Here is a 15,095-nt window from a genome sequence, read left to right on the forward strand (position 1 = left end):
CGGATACATGGCCGCACCAACCAGCAAAGGCAAAGCTCAAAGAATCCCTTGCCAACGGAGAGCCGTCCATACACGGCGCCTAGCTGAAATCCGGTTCGTGCGCCGCGTGATCTGTCGGGATGAGCCGTGACGTGACGTCAAATCACCTAACATTTCGCAATTACAATCCTCGCTCGCTTTCCGGCCCCCTGTGGAACGCGGGTATTGCCACAACAATCCCGTTTGGACCGGCAGTCCTTTCCCTCATTCTCCGAAACGCGGCGGGCATCCAAATGGAGATGAGCAGATGCATGGCAATCTTGGTCCTATACGCCGCGCGCGGATCATTCGCCGCGACGACACCTGGACTTTTGCGGAAACCGAAATTCTGCGGAGGCATTGGCCGGATATCGCATTGCTAAGAAAGGTGCTGCCTCATCGAACGGCAGGCGCGATGCGTTTCATGGCCAAGAAATGCGGCCTCGTTCCCGACAAGATACAAAACGTTTGGACTGGCGCCCAAGACAAGAAGCTCCGCCAGATGGCCGCAGCCGGTGACACTCGGAAGCAGATTGCGGCCGAGCTTGGTCTCACCGTCGCTCAGATCGACAACCGGCTATTGTATCGAAAGATCAACATCGCGAAGCGCCCGCCCAAGGAAAGTGGCAATCCCCTCTTTGATGAGGTTCGCCGAAGGGCCTTCAACTTGAACATGACTGGAGCGGACCTCGATCGGTCCCTTGGAAACCAACGCATCTTTCGAAGTCATGGGAAGGGCCAAAGGGTCAGCACAGATGCCATTCACCGTGCTGTCAAGGCGCTCGGGGGCGTTCTCAAAATCGAGTGGATCGACGAATGAGTGCGTTCTTTCGAAGGCGCATCGAGTCCACGATAGAGCACCTGATCGGCGTTCTGAACGAACTGGACGGCGACGCTGACCTGGAGCCAGAGACGGTCGAAGAGCAACACGATCTACCTGTCGCGGATCGAGCTTCCGTCAATTTTGTGCTGGCTGAAGCAGCGCGACAATATCGTGCGGTTAAGCGCTGAGTGTTGAAGCGAAGGGTGAGAAGTAGGCAGACGACCGGACAACCGAGCGGGGGGCGTTGAAGCGGCCCGGTCGTCTGTTTCACCAGAGAGGGTGCACGACCACGCTATGCCTATTGCTGGCACTCACAACGGCATTGCCGGCGCATGGTGAATGAGCGGTTACAATCCACAGGATGGTTCATATCAGAAATGTGGTGCGAAGGGGCCAAAGGGAGCTACTGTTTGAACCGGTTCCGGTCGGTAGGTTCCGCCACACAAACGGCACAGAACGGGCACAGAAATGCCGCCCTATGGATCCCAACAAAACGACGCTCGAACGCGCTTTCGAATTAGCCCGATCAGGCAAGTGCAACAATTTGCCCAGTCTTCGTCAGTTGCTAAAATCGGAGGGCTATGACCTTCGGCAATTAGAAGGCAAAGCGCTCTTGAACCAGTTGCAGGCGCTCATTACAGCTGCTGCGCCGCCAGCGTAAGCTGGCTCAGACCTCAGGGAGATTCCAGGCACTCCGCGCTTCTCCATGCCGCTTAGTGTTGATGTTGACGCCGCGCTTCGCAATTGAGCGACGGCCTTTTATCTTTCATTTACTATATTAGGCCACGCTTAAAAGCGGACATGGTAGGTGTTGCGTCCATGGCTAGGCCCCGGGAACCGACCCAGTTCCGGGGCTTTTCCTTTGCGGCTATGCCTGGCTATCGTCCGGCGCACGGGTGACCTGGCTAACCGTCAGTTTCGAAAATCTGTCGACCGCAAGCTGTTGAATGAACCATTGGGCATGTTCGCCCCATTCGGCAGGCGAGACATTGTTTTCGCGGACAGACTGCATGAACGCCTCGCGAAGCGCGTCGAGATCGAAGATGGAAATGTCCCTACCAACCATATACGGAATATGACGGCCAAAGTCGGGGCTTCAAGGGAGCGATTGCAAAAGCAGTTAATGCCGGGGCGACGCCGTTCATTCGATGGAACTGGATAGGCCCGGTGAAGGGCTTATGTCCGGGTGATCGTATGCAATCCTAGCCGTATCCGCTGGCCTTCAGCATACGACAGGGCGTATTTTTCCAGTTCAAATGCTCGGGTAAGTTCTTGGTCGTGTTCCGTGACGCGGACTAACCATTCGCCACAAGCTTCCGCCAACTCGACACGGGCCACAACATTGCGGAACGGAACCACGTTATCCATCGCATGCCTCCCCAGAGAGCAAGGGTAACGTCCGTTTTTATAAGGCCACCGAAATCACCAGATCAAGTGAGAATCAGAGTCCGATTTCGTACCAATCGGGAGTGCCGGCTTATCAGGACCAGCCGGCCGGGTCTGGGCCGCAGTTGGTGTTCACGTCCGGCCCGCGAAGCCCGAGCGGGCGCTTGTGCTCGATGATCCACGGATCGGGGGTGGCCTCGCGTTACACACGAAACGCATCTTACACCTGTTTGAGGCGCACGCCTCGACCTTCGGTCGATGACTGGCCGTCCTCAAGAAGCTCTACCCCGGCGACTTTGAACGCTTCCCGTATCGCCTCCATAGTATCGAGCCGGCCGCGAACGATTTCTTTTCCCCATCCCTCGAAATTTCGGATCGTGTTTATCCCGACGCCAGCGGCATCGGCCAAGCCCTTTTGATCCATTCCGGCCAGCGCGCGAGCTGCCTTTATTTGGTTTCCTGTGACTGGCATGTGGGTTCCTCATCTGTCTAGATGTGTTTTATAACCAAATATGTGTTGACGGCAAGGGGTAAGCGCGCCTATGGTTAAATTACCCTGCAAATAGGGTATTAGAACCAACTAGGAGCAAATGCAATGCCGAACACCTCTGTTCGGGCAGCCGCCGAAGGTTTGCCCACACTTAACCGCCGCCGTCTGCTGCTCGGCCTCGCCGCTGCATCGACCGCCGCTGCCGCTGTCACGGTAGCGCCTCATGCACATTCGGCCGCTATCCAAGAAAACCCGGAACTGGTCCGGCTCGGGAATGCCTTCCCGGCGATTGCCGAAGAGTACCGGGTCGCGAAGAATGCCCGCTCGAAAATCGTCAAGAAGTGGTCGAAGCTCTGGCCTTCTGCGCCGGATGAAATCCTCACCGGTCGCTCGCACGGTCGCGTCACTGAGCGCGATATCACGGGGCACGGCATCTACCGCAATGACAAGCTTGTCGGCATCGACTCCTGTGATGATCTGGATTGGTATATCGACCAGGCCGAGCGTATTTTGAAGGGCAAGTCGATCGACAAGCGCAAGATCCACGGGCGGGACCGGGAGGGGTGGGAAGCGCACCTTGACGAGCTAGTTGCGGAGTACACCGTCGCCGCCAAGTACGAAGCGGAACAGGCGCGCATCCTGAAAGCGTCTGGCTATAAGGCGGCGGATGAACGCAAGAGCATGGCGACAAAAGCCCTGGTCGCGGCTATCGACGCTATCATGGCGCTGCCCGAAACCACGATGGCCGGGGTCATGATAAAGGCGCAAGCGCTGCAAGCCTGGGGCCACGCAGACCGCTGGGAGCGTCTTCTTACGCCCGAGGCGGCGGCATGGGCGCCAAGCCTCGCCGCTACCGTGTTGCGGCTGGCAGGGGAGGCGCAATCGTGAGCCGCCTCATCACTCAAGGCGATGTGTCCGCCCGCCGGAGAAGCATCGATGGAATGCTTGATGATCTGCCTCCCGAGGCGGCTGACCGCCTTCTGACGCAGATCAAGCAGCGTTTGGACCATGTTTTGTCGATGCGAAGCGAGGGCGCGACCTCGGACGAGATCAGGGATTGGCTCGCCAGAACGCGGGAAGCTTGGATCGCCGGAGAGGACGTGATGTCATGAATGCGCGCGCGAACCCTTCCGATTTCCTGCCGCTGTCCCCAGCTCGGCGCCAGCGCATCGAGCGCACGGTTGAAATGCTGATTGCTATGCTGGACGCCCTGGATGGTGACCCGGATCTGGAGTCGACCGGGGACGAGGAGGCATACCTCACCGGCTGGTCAGGAACCAATGATGATCGGGAAGGGGATGACGAGCGCGAACCGCAACCGGATGGTGAAACGGTCTGCTGGTCGAACGATACCGATATCCCGCAAGAAGGGCCTGCATGGCACCGCAACGGCTGGTGAAAAGTCAAACGCGTTTGACAAATAGCCCGCTACCTCACGGTGGCGGGCCTCTCAGCCTTTGTCGTATTGCTTCAGAAGCTCCTCAAGCTCCACCTTTTGACGCTTATTCTCGGCAAGAAATGACTGGGTCATCTCGACCTCTGGTCCGTCATGGTGCCTCGAATAATACCGGGCCTTTTTTTCTTCGATAATCCGAATTTGGTCTGTCAGGCTAGCTACCTGCCTCTTCATCCAGGCAATGTGGTTTTCCAGCATTGTTCCCATATTAGCCCCTCGTGTGCCCAAGTCTACTCGACCGTCGCACACCCCCGTAGGATTTGCCAGATGATCCCGGAGGGGAAGGATTTCCCAATTTGATGGACATATCTGCCGTTAGGGCAGAGAGGGGAACAATAGACGAACAGCTTGCTACGCTTTTTGCAACGCAATGCAACGGCATCCAACGGTACGGCGCGGTACAATGGAGGCTGACGTACTGGCAAAGCCTTGACGGGCAAGGCCTTCAAGGGACGAACCGGGACGCTCAACAACGCCAGCGAGCGAATTTCAAGACCGGTGCCTTAAACCGCTCGGCCATCCCTCCAGTGACTGTGCATCACAGGCGACTGCTCTAGTGTGCCTGACAAAGACCTGTCAACCGGCTTCCATGACGCGCGCGCCGTGTGGCTGGCGAAGTGGCGGCAAGCAGCGTCACAATCTTGCCCGCTTCCGGCCACAATCGGTTAATATCGTGATAAACAATTCCTGCGCACAAAGGATCGGGGTTCTAGTCGCCTTTGGTATTGTCGAGTGAGTGCTTTGGCTCCTCTGATGTCAAACGACGGCGTCTTTGATTGAGACTGTAGGGGATTTCAGGAAAATGCAGGCTGCGACGCGCCCGCGTCTTCGTCGTGCTTCCACGATTGCGCTGTTTGCCGTGTCGGCTGCCTTGCTGGCGGCCTGTGCGTCGCCGCAGCCGAAGGCGATGGTCAATCCCGAGCATCGATCCAAGGAATATTTCGCCGAAACCGAATATGGCGTGAAAGCCAGCCCGCGCGTTGCCTTCATGCGGCGTGGCGGCGGCCGTGATCAGCTCGGCAAGCCCTACCAGGTTCGCGGCAAGTGGTACTATCCGAAGGAAGAAAAGCGCTACGCCAAGGTCGGTCTGGCCTCCTGGTATGGCGATGCCTTCCACGGCCGGCTGACCGCCAACGGCGAAGTCTACGACATGGCGCACCTGACGGCGGCGCACCCGACCATGCCGCTGCCGAGCTATGCCCGCGTCACCAATCTCAAGACCGGCAGCTCGGTCATCGTGCGCGTCAATGATCGCGGACCTTACCACGAAGGCCGCATCATCGACGTGTCGCAGCGTGCCGCGGAGATGCTCGACTATGCCAATATCGGCACCGCCGAGGTGAAGGTGGAATATGTCGGGCGCGCGCCGCTCGACGGCGATGACGATCAGTACCTGATGGCCTCCTACCACCCCGGCAACAGGCGCCCGGACCCGTCGGACGGCCTGCCGAGTGGCGTCATGGTCGCCATGAACGGACCGTCGCCGAGTCTGCCGGTGGGTGCTGCCGCCGCGCCGTTCCCGGGCCAGATGACGGATGCCGGCCCGGCCTTCGCTCAGCCGGCTGCCCTGTCGGCGCAGGCGCCGGCTTTCGGCGACGTGGCACTGCCCGATTTCGGTCCGATCGTGCCAGAGCGCCCGGACATCCGCCTGCCGCCGCAATCGCCATTCGCCGTGGCCTCGCTGTCCTATGCGGATGAACGCGTGCGGCGTGCAGATGTTTTTGCCGCATTGGACGACAGCGGCATGTCACCGGCCGACATCTTGCGGTCGTGGAAGAAATCCAATCCGAAGGCGTCAGCGTCCACCTCCGACTATGTCGCCGCCGGTACCTTCGACAATGCCGCTGAAGCCAAGCGCGTGGCCGCCGCACTCGAACCCTTTGGCAGAATAGAGATCCAGCGCTCCGATCTCGACGGCAATGACTGGTATGCGGTCAATCTTTATCCGGATGGCCATGGCGGGGTGGACGAATTGCTGCAGGCGGCGTGGACGCATGGCGCGCCCGATGCACTGGTTGTGCGCGACTGATAAGCGACACGGATTTCCGCTGAACAGTTGATCCCTCCTGGAAAAAGCCCGATAGTTTCGCTGGCTTGCCGGAGGGACCGGCCAACGGGTCGAATTTCATGCAGTTTCGCTTGCTTCAGTCTTTTGCCGGGGTTCTTCTTCTCGGTCTCCTGCTTTCTCTGACCCCAGCCCGCGCACAGCTTTTCGAGACCAAGGCCGCACAGGCCTTCATGATCGATGCCGATACCGGCACGGTGCTGTTCTCAAAAGATGCCGACAAGCCGATCCCGCCGGCCTCGATGGCCAAGCTGATGACCATGGAAGTGGTTTTCAACGCCCTCAAGTCCGGGCGCCTCAAGCTCGACGATACGTTCGTGGTAAGTGAAAACGCCTGGCGCAAGGGCGGCGCGCCGTCGGGAACGTCGACGATGTTTGCCAAGCTCAAATCGGCGATCCGCCTCGAGGACCTGATCCTGGGCGTGACCGTGCAGGCTGCCAATGATGGCTGCATCGTCATCGCCGAAGGCATGGCCGGATCCGAGGACAATTTTGCCGCGCAGATGACCGAACGCGCCCGCCAGATCGGCCTCAAGACATCGACTTTCGTCAATTCGACCGGTCTGCCGGCGGACGGCCAGCAGACGACCGTGCGCGAACTGGCGCAGCTTGCCCTGCATTTGTGGCGCGATTACCCGGATTATTATCGCTACTATGGGCTGAAGGATTTCACCTGGAACAAGATCACCCAGAAAAACCGTAACCCGCTGCTGGTCATGGACATCGGCGCCGATGGCCTGGTTGTCGGTGCCAGCGAGGCGGCCGGCTTCGGTATCGTCGCTTCGGCCAGCCACAACGGCAGCCGGGTGATCGCGGTGATGAGCGGGCTGGCCAGTGACAAGGAACGCGCCGAAGAGGCGCGCAAGCTGCTCGACTGGGGCGCCCGGTCCTTCGAGAAAACCGAGATTTTCGCCAGCGATGAGGTGATCGGCGAGGCCCAGGTTTTCGGCGGCGCGAAATCCGGCGTGACGCTGAAGGCAAAAGGGCCGATCGACATCTTCCTGCCGATCACCAACCGCGACAAGCTGACGGCCCGGATCGTCTACACCGGCCCGGTCGCTGCTCCCGTGGAGGCAGGGCAGCCGGTAGGCGCGCTGCGCGTCTGGATCGGTGATACGCTGAGCCAGGAGACGCCACTCTTCGCCGCCGAGTCGATCAGTGTCGGCACCTTGCCGCAACGCGCACTCGATGCCGTCAAGGAATTGGCGATCGGCTGGCTGCGATAGCACCGACGGCATGGACGTTTCCCCGAACGCGGACTATCTAGAGCGCAACAATCCACTCCAACATGGATAAGGCCTTTCGATTGGCGCGCGGATTTTTCATCACCTTCGAAGGCGGCGAGGGCGCAGGCAAGTCGACGCAGATCGAGCGGCTGGCGAGAAAGATGCGCGCCAAGAAGTATGATGTCCTGCTCACGCGCGAACCGGGTGGCTCGCTAGGCGCCGAAGCGGTCAGGCATGTGCTGCTTTCAGGCGCCGCCGAGCCATTCGGGCCGAAGATGGAAGCGCTGCTCTTTGCCGCCGCGCGCTCCGACCATGTCGAGCAGGTCATCCGACCCGCGGTCGAGCGCGGCACCATCGTGTTGTGCGACCGCTTCCTGGATTCCTCGCGCGTCTATCAGGGTGTCACCGGTGGGATCGACCCGGCGTTCATGGAAGCGCTGGAGCAGGTCGCCATCAACGGCATGATGCCGGACATGACGCTGATCTTCGATATCGATCCGGCCGAGGGTCTCAGGCGCGCGACGCTGCGGCGCGGCAGTGACGCGGGCGCCGACCGCTTCGAAAAGGAGACGCTCGCCATCCATCAGACCCGGCGCGATGCCTTCCTGGCCATCGCCGCGGCCGAGCCGGAACGATGCATCGTCGTCGACGCGTCGGCCGATCCTAACACGGTGGAGGACGTCGTCACCGCGGCCGTGTTCGCGGCGCTGGAGGCAAGGGCACCAGCGCGCAACAGGCAGGCCGCACCGGTATGATCTTCGAACGCATCGCGCCGGAACAGCACGATACGCTGGACGGCGTGCCCGAGCCTGCCGAAACCCCCCGTCTCGTCGGACACGGGCAGGCGGCCGGCATGCTCGCCGCCGCCTATCGGTCGGGAAAGCTGCCGCATGCGCTGATCTTCGCCGGACCGGTCGGCATCGGCAAGGCGACGCTGGCCTTCCATCTTGCGCATCATCTGTTGAAATACCCGGCCTTCGATCAGGCTCCGGAAAGGCTTGCCGTGCCCGATCCGGCGTCGCCGCTGTTTCGCCAGATCGCAACCGGCGCACATCCCGGCGTGCTGCATTTGACCCGTCCGCTGAACGACAAGACCAAGAGCTTCAAGACCGTCGTCACCGTGGATGAGATACGCAAGGTCAGCCGCTTCCTGTCGCTGACCTCGCATGACGGCAGCTACAGGGTGGTGATCGTCGATCCCGCTGACGACATGAATGCCAATGCCGCCAACGCCTTGCTGAAAAACCTCGAGGAGCCGCCGGCAAGAACGCTGTTCATTCTCATCGTCCATGCGCCGGGCAGCCTGCTGCCGACGATCCGCTCGCGCTGCCAGGTGGTGCGCCTGACGCCGCTCGACGCCGACGACTTGCTGGCGGTGCTGAAGACCGCCGAACCGCCGCCTCCGGACGATCCCGCAGCACAGGCGGCACTGGTCGAACGGGCAGGGGGCAGCGTCCGCAACGCCATCCTGCTGACGCAGTATGGCGGGCTGGAGATCGCCCAGACGCTCGATGCCCTTGTGGCGACGAGAAAGAGCGACGTCGGTGCAAACTACCGCCTTGCCGAGGCCGTCGCTGGACGCGATCAGGCGATCCAGTTCGACATCTTCAATCGCCGTGCGCTCGATCTTTTATCGGACGCGGCAAGCCGGGCTGCCCTGGACGGGGACCTTGCGCGTGCCAAAGCGCTGTCGGACACTTGGCACGAGGCGCTGGACGCTATATCTGAAACCGACACCTACAATCTCGACAAGAAGCAGCACGCTCTTACCATGATCGACCGCCTGAATTCTGCGATGCGAATGTGACGGCCTTATTGATGCATGCCGTTGGTCCAAACCCGGGGCCACTTTTGGCGGCATGCATTGGTCTCGGGATGGCAATCGCCATTCCGATGCGATATCCACCGCCACGGCTCCCATTCAGACATTCATGACGGTTCATTCATGTCACGCGACACATTCTACATCACGACCGCGATCTCCTATCCGAACGGCAAGCCGCATATCGGCCATGCCTACGAGCTGATCGCCACCGACGCGCTCGCCCGTTTCCAGCGGCTCGACGGTAAGCAAGTCTTCTTCCTGACGGGCACCGACGAGCACGGCATCAAGATGCTGCAGACGGCGAAGCGCGAAGGCATTTCGGCACGCGAACTGGCCGATCGCAATTCAGCCGATTTCAAGCGCATGGCGGCCGCGCTCAACGCCTCCAACGACGATTTCATCCGCACCACGGAAGAACGGCATTACGCGTCTTCGCAGGCGATCTGGAAGGCGATGGACGCCAATGGCGATATCTACAAGGGCGGCTATGCCGGCTGGTACTCAGTGCGTGACGAAGCCTATTACGGCGAGGAGGAGACGGAGGTCCATCCCGACGATGTCCGCTATGGACCACAGGGAACGCCTGTCGAATGGGTGGAGGAGGAGAGCTATTTCTTCCGCCTCTCGGCCTACCAGGACAAGCTCATTGCCCTCTATGAAGGCCAGCCCGACTTCGTCGGCCCGGCCGAGCGTCGCAATGAGGTGATGAGCTTCGTCAAATCGGGGCTGAAGGACCTGTCGATCTCGCGCACGACCTTTGATTGGGGCGTGCCGGTGCCTGGTGACGACAAGCACGTGATGTATGTGTGGGTCGATGCGTTGACCAATTACATTACCGGTGTCGGCTATCCAGATGAAAAGGCTGAGAATTGGCGTTTCTGGCCGGCCGATGCACATATCATCGGCAAGGATATTGTGCGCTTCCATGCGGTCTATTGGCCAGCCTTCCTGATGTCGGCCGGCATCCCGCTGCCGAAGCGCGTTTTCGGCCACGGCTTCCTGTTCAACCGCGGCGAGAAGATGTCGAAATCGGTCGGCAACGTCATCGACCCGTTCACCATGATCGAGCATTACGGTCTCGACCAGGTACGCTATTTCTTCCTGCGCGAAGTGCCGTTCGGCCAGGACGGCAGCTACAGCCATGAAGCGATCGTCAACCGCACCAACGCCGATCTCGCCAACGGCCTCGGCAATCTGGCGCAGCGCTCGCTGTCGATGATCGCCAAGAATTGCGGCGGCGTCGTGCCGAAGCGCGGCGACCTGACGGATGCCGACAGCGCGATCCTGGATCAGGCGGTGGCCGCTCTCGCCGCCGCGCGCAAGGCGATGGCCGAACAGGGCATTCATCTGGCGCTGGCGGCGATCTTCGGCGTCGTGGCGGAAGCCGATCGGTACTTCGCCGGGCAGGAGCCATGGGCGCTGAGAAAGACCAGCCCGGAGCGCATGGAAACGGTGCTGTGGACGACAGCCGAAGTGGTCCGGCGCGTGGCGGTGCTTTGCCAGCCCTACATTCCGGGATCGGCCTCGAAGTTGCTCGACCTGCTGGCTGTGCCGGCGGACAGGCGCGACTTCGTGCACGTCCACGCCGACCATGCGCTTGTTCCGGGTTCCGCCTTGCCCGTGCCGGAAGGTGTGTTTCCGCGTTACGTCGACCAGCCGGACGCGAACGCCTGATGCTCGTCGACAGCCACTGCCATCTGGATTTTCCAGATTTCGCCGAGGAGCGGGCGGCCATTGTCGCCCGCGCCGTGGCGGCCGGCATCGGCCGCATGGTGACGATATCGACCCGTGTGAAGCGATTTCAGCAAATTCTTGAAATCGCGCAGACTTTCGACGAGGTGTATTGCTCGGTCGGCACCCATCCGCACAATGCCGCAGAAGAGCTCGACGTCACTGCCGCCGACCTTGTCCGTCTATCGGCTCACTCCAAGGTGGTGGCGATCGGCGAGGCCGGGCTTGATTATTTCTACGACAAGGCGCCGCGTGATGCGCAAGCGCGGGGCTTTCGCGCGCACATCGCCGCCGCTCGCGAAACCGGACTGCCTCTGGTCATCCATTCGCGCGACGCCGATGAGGATATGGCCGATATTCTCGAGGAGGAAACGGGGAAGGGTGCCTTTCCTTTCATCCTGCACTGTTTCTCTTCGGGTCGCCGGCTGGCCGAGGTGGGCGTTTCGCTTGGCGGCTATGTGTCGTTCTCAGGCATACTGACATTCAAGAATTCTGCCGAATTGCGCGCCATCGCCGCCGATGTGCCGCATGACCGGCTGCTCGTCGAGACCGACGCGCCATACCTGGCGCCAGTACCATTCCGCGGCAAGCGGAACGAGCCGGCCTATGTCGCGCAAACCGCCAAGGTGCTGGCCGAGACGATTGGCGTCAGTGAGGCTGAAATCGCTGCGTTGACGACGAACAACTTCTTTCGGCTGTTTGGAAAAATGCCGCGCCCGGATCAGCGGGCGTCCAACGCATGAGCGACAGCCTGCGCGTCACCATTCTCGGCTGCGGCTCGTCGCCAGGTACGCCACGCATCACCGGCGACTGGGGCAAATGCGACCCGGACAATCCAAGGAACCGGCGCATGCGCACGGCAGCGCTGGTCGAGCGGATCGCCGCGAACGGCAATCGCACGACCGTCGTCATCGACACCGGACCGGATTTCCGCCAGCAGATGTTGATGGCCTCTGTCAGGCGCATTGACGCGGCCGTCTACACCCATCCGCACGCGGACCACATCCACGGCATCGACGATCTACGCGGCTTCGTCCTCGATCAGCGCCAGCGGATCGATATCCACGCCGACCAGCCAACGATGCTGCGGCTGCGCCAGGCGTTCGGCTATTGCTTCGAGACGCCAGCAGGCAGTTCCTATCCGCCGATCGTCGAAGCCCATATCATCGACCACGCCAGGCCGGTGGTGATCGAGGGAGAGGGGGGTGCCCTCACCCTCGAGCCTTTGCCACAGGTTCACGGCGACATCATATCGCTCGGCTTTCGCGTCGGGACGCTGGCCTACTGCCCTGATGTCAGCGACTTTCCCGATGCCACCGTCGAAAGGTTGCGCGACCTTGAAGTTCTGATCATCGACGCATTGCAATACAGGACGCATCCGAGCCACCTGTCGCTTGGCCAGGCGCTTGAATGGATCGAAAAGCTGGCCCCGAAACACGCCGTGCTGACGCACATGCACGTGCCGCTCGACTATGCCACGGTCAAGGGCGAAGTGCCGGCCAATGTCACCCCGGCCCATGACGGCATGGTGATCGAAATTCCTTATGAAACAACGTGATACGAACGACGTCTTATGAGGATGTTCGGCTCCTTGGGCCAAATATCAGCAGCGTTCCAATCCGCTCATAGCCCATGCCGGGATAAAGCAGCGCTCCGGCGTGCGTCGCCATGAGCACCGAGCACCGCGACCCTGGTCGTCGTGCAGCATTTTAGCCATCAGCGCCTGGCCGATGCCGCGACGCCGTTGCGAAGGCTCGACATACATGTCCGCGCACCAGCTTGCGCCGACAGCGTCCACGCTGCGCACGCGTCCAAACCCATGAAAATCAGCGGCAATTCCCAACCGTAGGCTAATCTTTAAGTTCCATAATCTATCTTATGCGACTTTCGGACGTGGCTGTGGAGGAGCGGCAGCGGGTGATCTTGCGCCGGCCGGCGCCTTGCGCCCTGAACGGCTTGGCGTAGGATTTCGGCGGCATCCCGGAAGCAGCATTGATTGCCCTGCCCGGCGTCAGCCATTTCGCTCCGCTGCAACGACCCATACAGTTCAACGGAGTGCTGTTGGCCTTCCTCGAACGGGTTGTGATCCCGTTGGTAGCCGACAGGGGTTCGAATCCCCTGGGTCTCGCAATAGCAGGAGTAGCGCCCTGCCCGACAACGTCACTTCGACAGCTTCGGATGCGGGATAAAGCGGGCGAGCAAGCCGGTCCGTGATCGCGGAAGTTGCAGTTTCGGGTTTTCGGACTATTGTTCGCGCCGGGATGGGGCGATGAGTTACCAAGATCCGGCAATCCACAGATATGGACAGGTCATCGGCCTGACGATTGCAGCCTTTGTTGCTGCGGACCTTCTATGGCTGCCGTTCAGCAACATCACGGTCGACAGTTCCAATGGCGTTGCAGTCATCATCGCCGGCCTGATTGCCGGGGGATATTGGCTTGCGGGCGCAGTCTGCTCCCGGATGGCTCGGCGCTCTCGGCTTTCCAAGGTGTGGGGCGCAATCGCGGCCGCCTTCGAAAACATCGCCATCTTCTTGCTGGCTTTCATCCCGATGTCGGTCGCAAGCTGCCTGTTCATGTACCTGGCGTCGTCGACGGCAAGGCCGCGTCTGGATGCCTATCTGGTCGACGCAGACAAGGCGCTCGGCTTCGACTGGCCCAGCGCGCTCGCCTATGCGAATTCGTTCCCGATGGCAGCCGCAGTCCTCGTGTTCTGCTATGCCGCCCTGACCTGGCAGATCCCAATCGTGGTGCTTTGGCACGCCTGCGTGAACGGAAGGCGCAGGCTGCTCGAATTCTGCGCCGTGCTGTTCGCCTCGTCGGTTCTCACCGCAATCACCATGGCAGCGGTGCCTGTGGATGGTCCCTATCTGTACTTCAAGCCGGCAGCGTCGCTTTACGACCACTTCACGAACGCCGGGCTCTCTCATGCCACGACGGTCGAGGCGCTGCGCTCCGGGCCGTTCATTTTCCTGATCTCCAAGACGGTCGGGATCACTTGTTTCCCGTCGTTCCACACCACACTCGGGATCGTCATCACATATGCGCTGCGTCGCACGCCGTTCTTTTTCCCGGTGGCCATCGTCAATGCACTGATGATCGTCTCGACCGTGCCCGAAGGCGGGCACTATCTGGTTGACGTTATCGCTGGCGGGCTCGTGGCAGTCGCCGCCATCGTCGGTGTCAGGAGGTTGGCCGACCACGGCAGACGGATTAGAACGGCGCTGCTGCCATCAGAGTAGCGTTGGGCGAGGCGCTGGAGAACGTCGAGGTCAGCGATTGACCGCCGGCAGATTCCTTGGAGCCGTGAATGCCCCGCTGGCCACCGGCCGAGACCGAGAAATTATAGTCTTCGGTCACGTTCGATATCGATCCGGCGGCATTCTGGATGTTGCAGCAGACAACGAGAGCCATGCCGGCAGCGCCGATCGTGACTGAGGCGCTGGTCGTTCCGGTCCCCGTTGTTCCGGCCGTGCTTGAATAGCCGTCGCCACGATAGACTGCCGTCGTCATTCTGACATCGCGAACGAGCGTCATGACGATGTTGGCGGTCGTATTCGCAGCGATGCCCGATCCGGTTCCTGCTGGGCATGACCAGATTTCAGCATTGTTGAAGTTGCTGCCGTTGAATGCTCGGACGGCACGTGTTGCGGTGTCACCGCCAACCGTCATTGCTGAGATGGATGAGCCGCTGAACGTGGGCTCGTACCATGACACAGTGATGTAGATGACGCGTGCGGCGGCGGCTGCTCCAATGATTGCCGCCGTGATGGTGTAGCTCGTGGTGGCGCTTAGTGTCTGGATATTGTCGGTCTTCGCCAACGGTAGCGATGGCGTGCCCGAGGATAGGACAAACGGGTTGATGAGCATCGAGGCAAGGGATGGATCCTTGCCGTAGCGGGCCATTTCGCCCGCCGTTGCCTTGACCAGCTCAGGCTTGCCGCCGACCACCTTGCGCATCTCGGCAAGCACCGAGCGGCGAACATCGCGCGACAGGCCGAGCCCCTGCATCTTGCGGTCGAGGTCGCCCAGAGACCGCCTTCGATTGGCCGAATGATCGCTGGCTAGCCCGGCAA

Annotated in this window: 18 protein-coding genes and 1 pseudogene; 14 read left to right on the forward strand and 5 right to left on the reverse strand. The window is 60.8% G+C overall.

Translation table 11 applies throughout. The annotated features are described in order from the left end of the window. Window positions 1–286: 286 nt before the first annotated feature. Complete coding sequence (locus FJ930_RS18330; RefSeq protein ID WP_141839588.1) at window positions 287–838, forward strand: hypothetical protein; 552 nt, start codon at window positions 287–289, stop codon at window positions 836–838. After that, a complete protein-coding gene (locus FJ930_RS18335) occupies window positions 835–1,029 on the forward strand; it encodes a hypothetical protein (RefSeq protein ID WP_141839589.1) in 195 nt (64 codons plus the stop codon). The genes FJ930_RS18330 and FJ930_RS18335 overlap by 4 nt, the downstream gene beginning before the upstream one ends. Before the next feature lie 988 nt (window positions 1,030–2,017). On the opposite strand, the gene FJ930_RS18345 is transcribed toward FJ930_RS18335, so the two are convergent. Next, window positions 2,018–2,209, reverse strand: a complete 192-nt coding sequence (locus FJ930_RS18345; RefSeq protein WP_141839591.1) for a hypothetical protein — start codon at window positions 2,207–2,209, stop codon at window positions 2,018–2,020. 238 nt (window positions 2,210–2,447) lie between these two features. Next, window positions 2,448–2,699, reverse strand: a complete 252-nt coding sequence (locus tag FJ930_RS18350; RefSeq protein ID WP_141839592.1) for a helix-turn-helix transcriptional regulator — start codon at window positions 2,697–2,699, stop codon at window positions 2,448–2,450. 123 nt (window positions 2,700–2,822) lie between these two features. On the opposite strand from FJ930_RS18350, the gene FJ930_RS18355 reads away from it, so the two are divergent. From FJ930_RS18355 to FJ930_RS18365, 3 genes are read left to right on the forward strand one after another with little or no spacing between them, the layout of a single operon-like run. After that, entirely contained in the window at window positions 2,823–3,605 is a 783-nt protein-coding gene (locus tag FJ930_RS18355) for a hypothetical protein (protein ID WP_141839593.1), read from the forward strand. Continuing rightward, window positions 3,602–3,829 (forward strand): hypothetical protein, encoded by a 228-nt coding sequence (locus FJ930_RS18360; RefSeq protein ID WP_141839594.1) that lies wholly within the window; start codon window positions 3,602–3,604, stop codon window positions 3,827–3,829. Before FJ930_RS18355 ends, FJ930_RS18360 begins: the two co-directional genes overlap by 4 nt. Further along, window positions 3,826–4,116, forward strand: a complete 291-nt coding sequence (locus FJ930_RS18365) for a hypothetical protein (RefSeq protein ID WP_141839595.1) — start codon at window positions 3,826–3,828, stop codon at window positions 4,114–4,116. The genes FJ930_RS18360 and FJ930_RS18365 overlap by 4 nt, the downstream gene beginning before the upstream one ends. 51 nt (window positions 4,117–4,167) lie before the next feature. On the opposite strand, the gene FJ930_RS18370 is transcribed toward FJ930_RS18365, so the two are convergent. Then, window positions 4,168–4,380, reverse strand: coding sequence for a hypothetical protein (locus tag FJ930_RS18370; RefSeq protein ID WP_141839596.1), 213 nt, complete (start codon window positions 4,378–4,380; stop codon window positions 4,168–4,170). Between the two features lie 595 nt (window positions 4,381–4,975). On the opposite strand from FJ930_RS18370, the gene FJ930_RS18375 reads away from it, so the two are divergent. The 7 genes from FJ930_RS18375 (at window position 4,976) to FJ930_RS18405 (ending at window position 12,578) form a co-directional block, all read left to right on the forward strand. After that, a complete protein-coding gene (locus tag FJ930_RS18375; RefSeq protein WP_141839597.1) occupies window positions 4,976–6,202 on the forward strand; it encodes a septal ring lytic transglycosylase RlpA family protein in 1,227 nt (408 codons plus the stop codon). A 98-nt stretch (window positions 6,203–6,300) separates the two neighbouring features. Next, window positions 6,301–7,464, forward strand: a complete 1,164-nt coding sequence (locus tag FJ930_RS18380) for a D-alanyl-D-alanine carboxypeptidase family protein (protein WP_141839598.1) — start codon at window positions 6,301–6,303, stop codon at window positions 7,462–7,464. A gap of 80 nt (window positions 7,465–7,544) precedes the next feature. Further along, a complete protein-coding gene (gene tmk, locus FJ930_RS18385) occupies window positions 7,545–8,219 on the forward strand; it encodes a dTMP kinase (protein WP_181763417.1) in 675 nt (224 codons plus the stop codon). After that, window positions 8,216–9,271, forward strand: coding sequence for a DNA polymerase III subunit delta' (locus FJ930_RS18390; protein ID WP_141839600.1), 1,056 nt, complete (start codon window positions 8,216–8,218; stop codon window positions 9,269–9,271). Before tmk ends, FJ930_RS18390 begins: the two co-directional genes overlap by 4 nt. 138 nt (window positions 9,272–9,409) lie before the next feature. Then, the gene (metG, locus tag FJ930_RS18395) at window positions 9,410–10,963 is read left to right on the forward strand and encodes a methionine--tRNA ligase (RefSeq protein WP_141839601.1); all 1,554 of its coding nucleotides are present in this window, start codon (window positions 9,410–9,412) and stop codon (window positions 10,961–10,963) included. Beyond that, entirely contained in the window at window positions 10,963–11,763 is an 801-nt protein-coding gene (locus tag FJ930_RS18400; protein ID WP_140739418.1) for a TatD family hydrolase, read from the forward strand. Before metG ends, FJ930_RS18400 begins: the two co-directional genes overlap by 1 nt. After that, window positions 11,760–12,578, forward strand: a complete 819-nt coding sequence (locus FJ930_RS18405) for an MBL fold metallo-hydrolase (RefSeq protein WP_141839602.1) — start codon at window positions 11,760–11,762, stop codon at window positions 12,576–12,578. The genes FJ930_RS18400 and FJ930_RS18405 overlap by 4 nt, the downstream gene beginning before the upstream one ends. Before the next feature lie 45 nt (window positions 12,579–12,623). On the opposite strand, the gene FJ930_RS18410 is transcribed toward FJ930_RS18405, so the two are convergent. Then, window positions 12,624–12,785 (reverse strand): GNAT family N-acetyltransferase, encoded by a 162-nt coding sequence (locus FJ930_RS18410; protein WP_246676951.1) that lies wholly within the window; start codon window positions 12,783–12,785, stop codon window positions 12,624–12,626. Between the two features lie 212 nt (window positions 12,786–12,997). Here FJ930_RS18410 and FJ930_RS30530 point away from each other — a divergent pair. Both FJ930_RS30530 and FJ930_RS18420 read left to right on the forward strand, forming a co-directional pair. Further along, window positions 12,998–13,102: pseudogene (locus FJ930_RS30530) on the forward strand (alpha/beta hydrolase); the annotation flags it as partial. A gap of 187 nt (window positions 13,103–13,289) precedes the next feature. Then, a complete protein-coding gene (locus tag FJ930_RS18420; RefSeq protein WP_141839603.1) occupies window positions 13,290–14,261 on the forward strand; it encodes a phosphatase PAP2 family protein in 972 nt (323 codons plus the stop codon). On the opposite strand, the gene FJ930_RS18425 is transcribed toward FJ930_RS18420, so the two are convergent. Beyond that, window positions 14,233–15,030 (reverse strand): hypothetical protein, encoded by a 798-nt coding sequence (locus FJ930_RS18425; RefSeq protein ID WP_140739427.1) that lies wholly within the window; start codon window positions 15,028–15,030, stop codon window positions 14,233–14,235. The two genes, FJ930_RS18420 and FJ930_RS18425, sit on opposite strands and share 29 nt — an antisense overlap. Window positions 15,031–15,095: the final 65 nt, after the last annotated feature.

Source organism: Mesorhizobium sp. B2-4-15 (genome assembly GCF_006658505.1).
Lineage (GTDB): Bacteria > Pseudomonadota > Alphaproteobacteria > Rhizobiales > Rhizobiaceae > Mesorhizobium.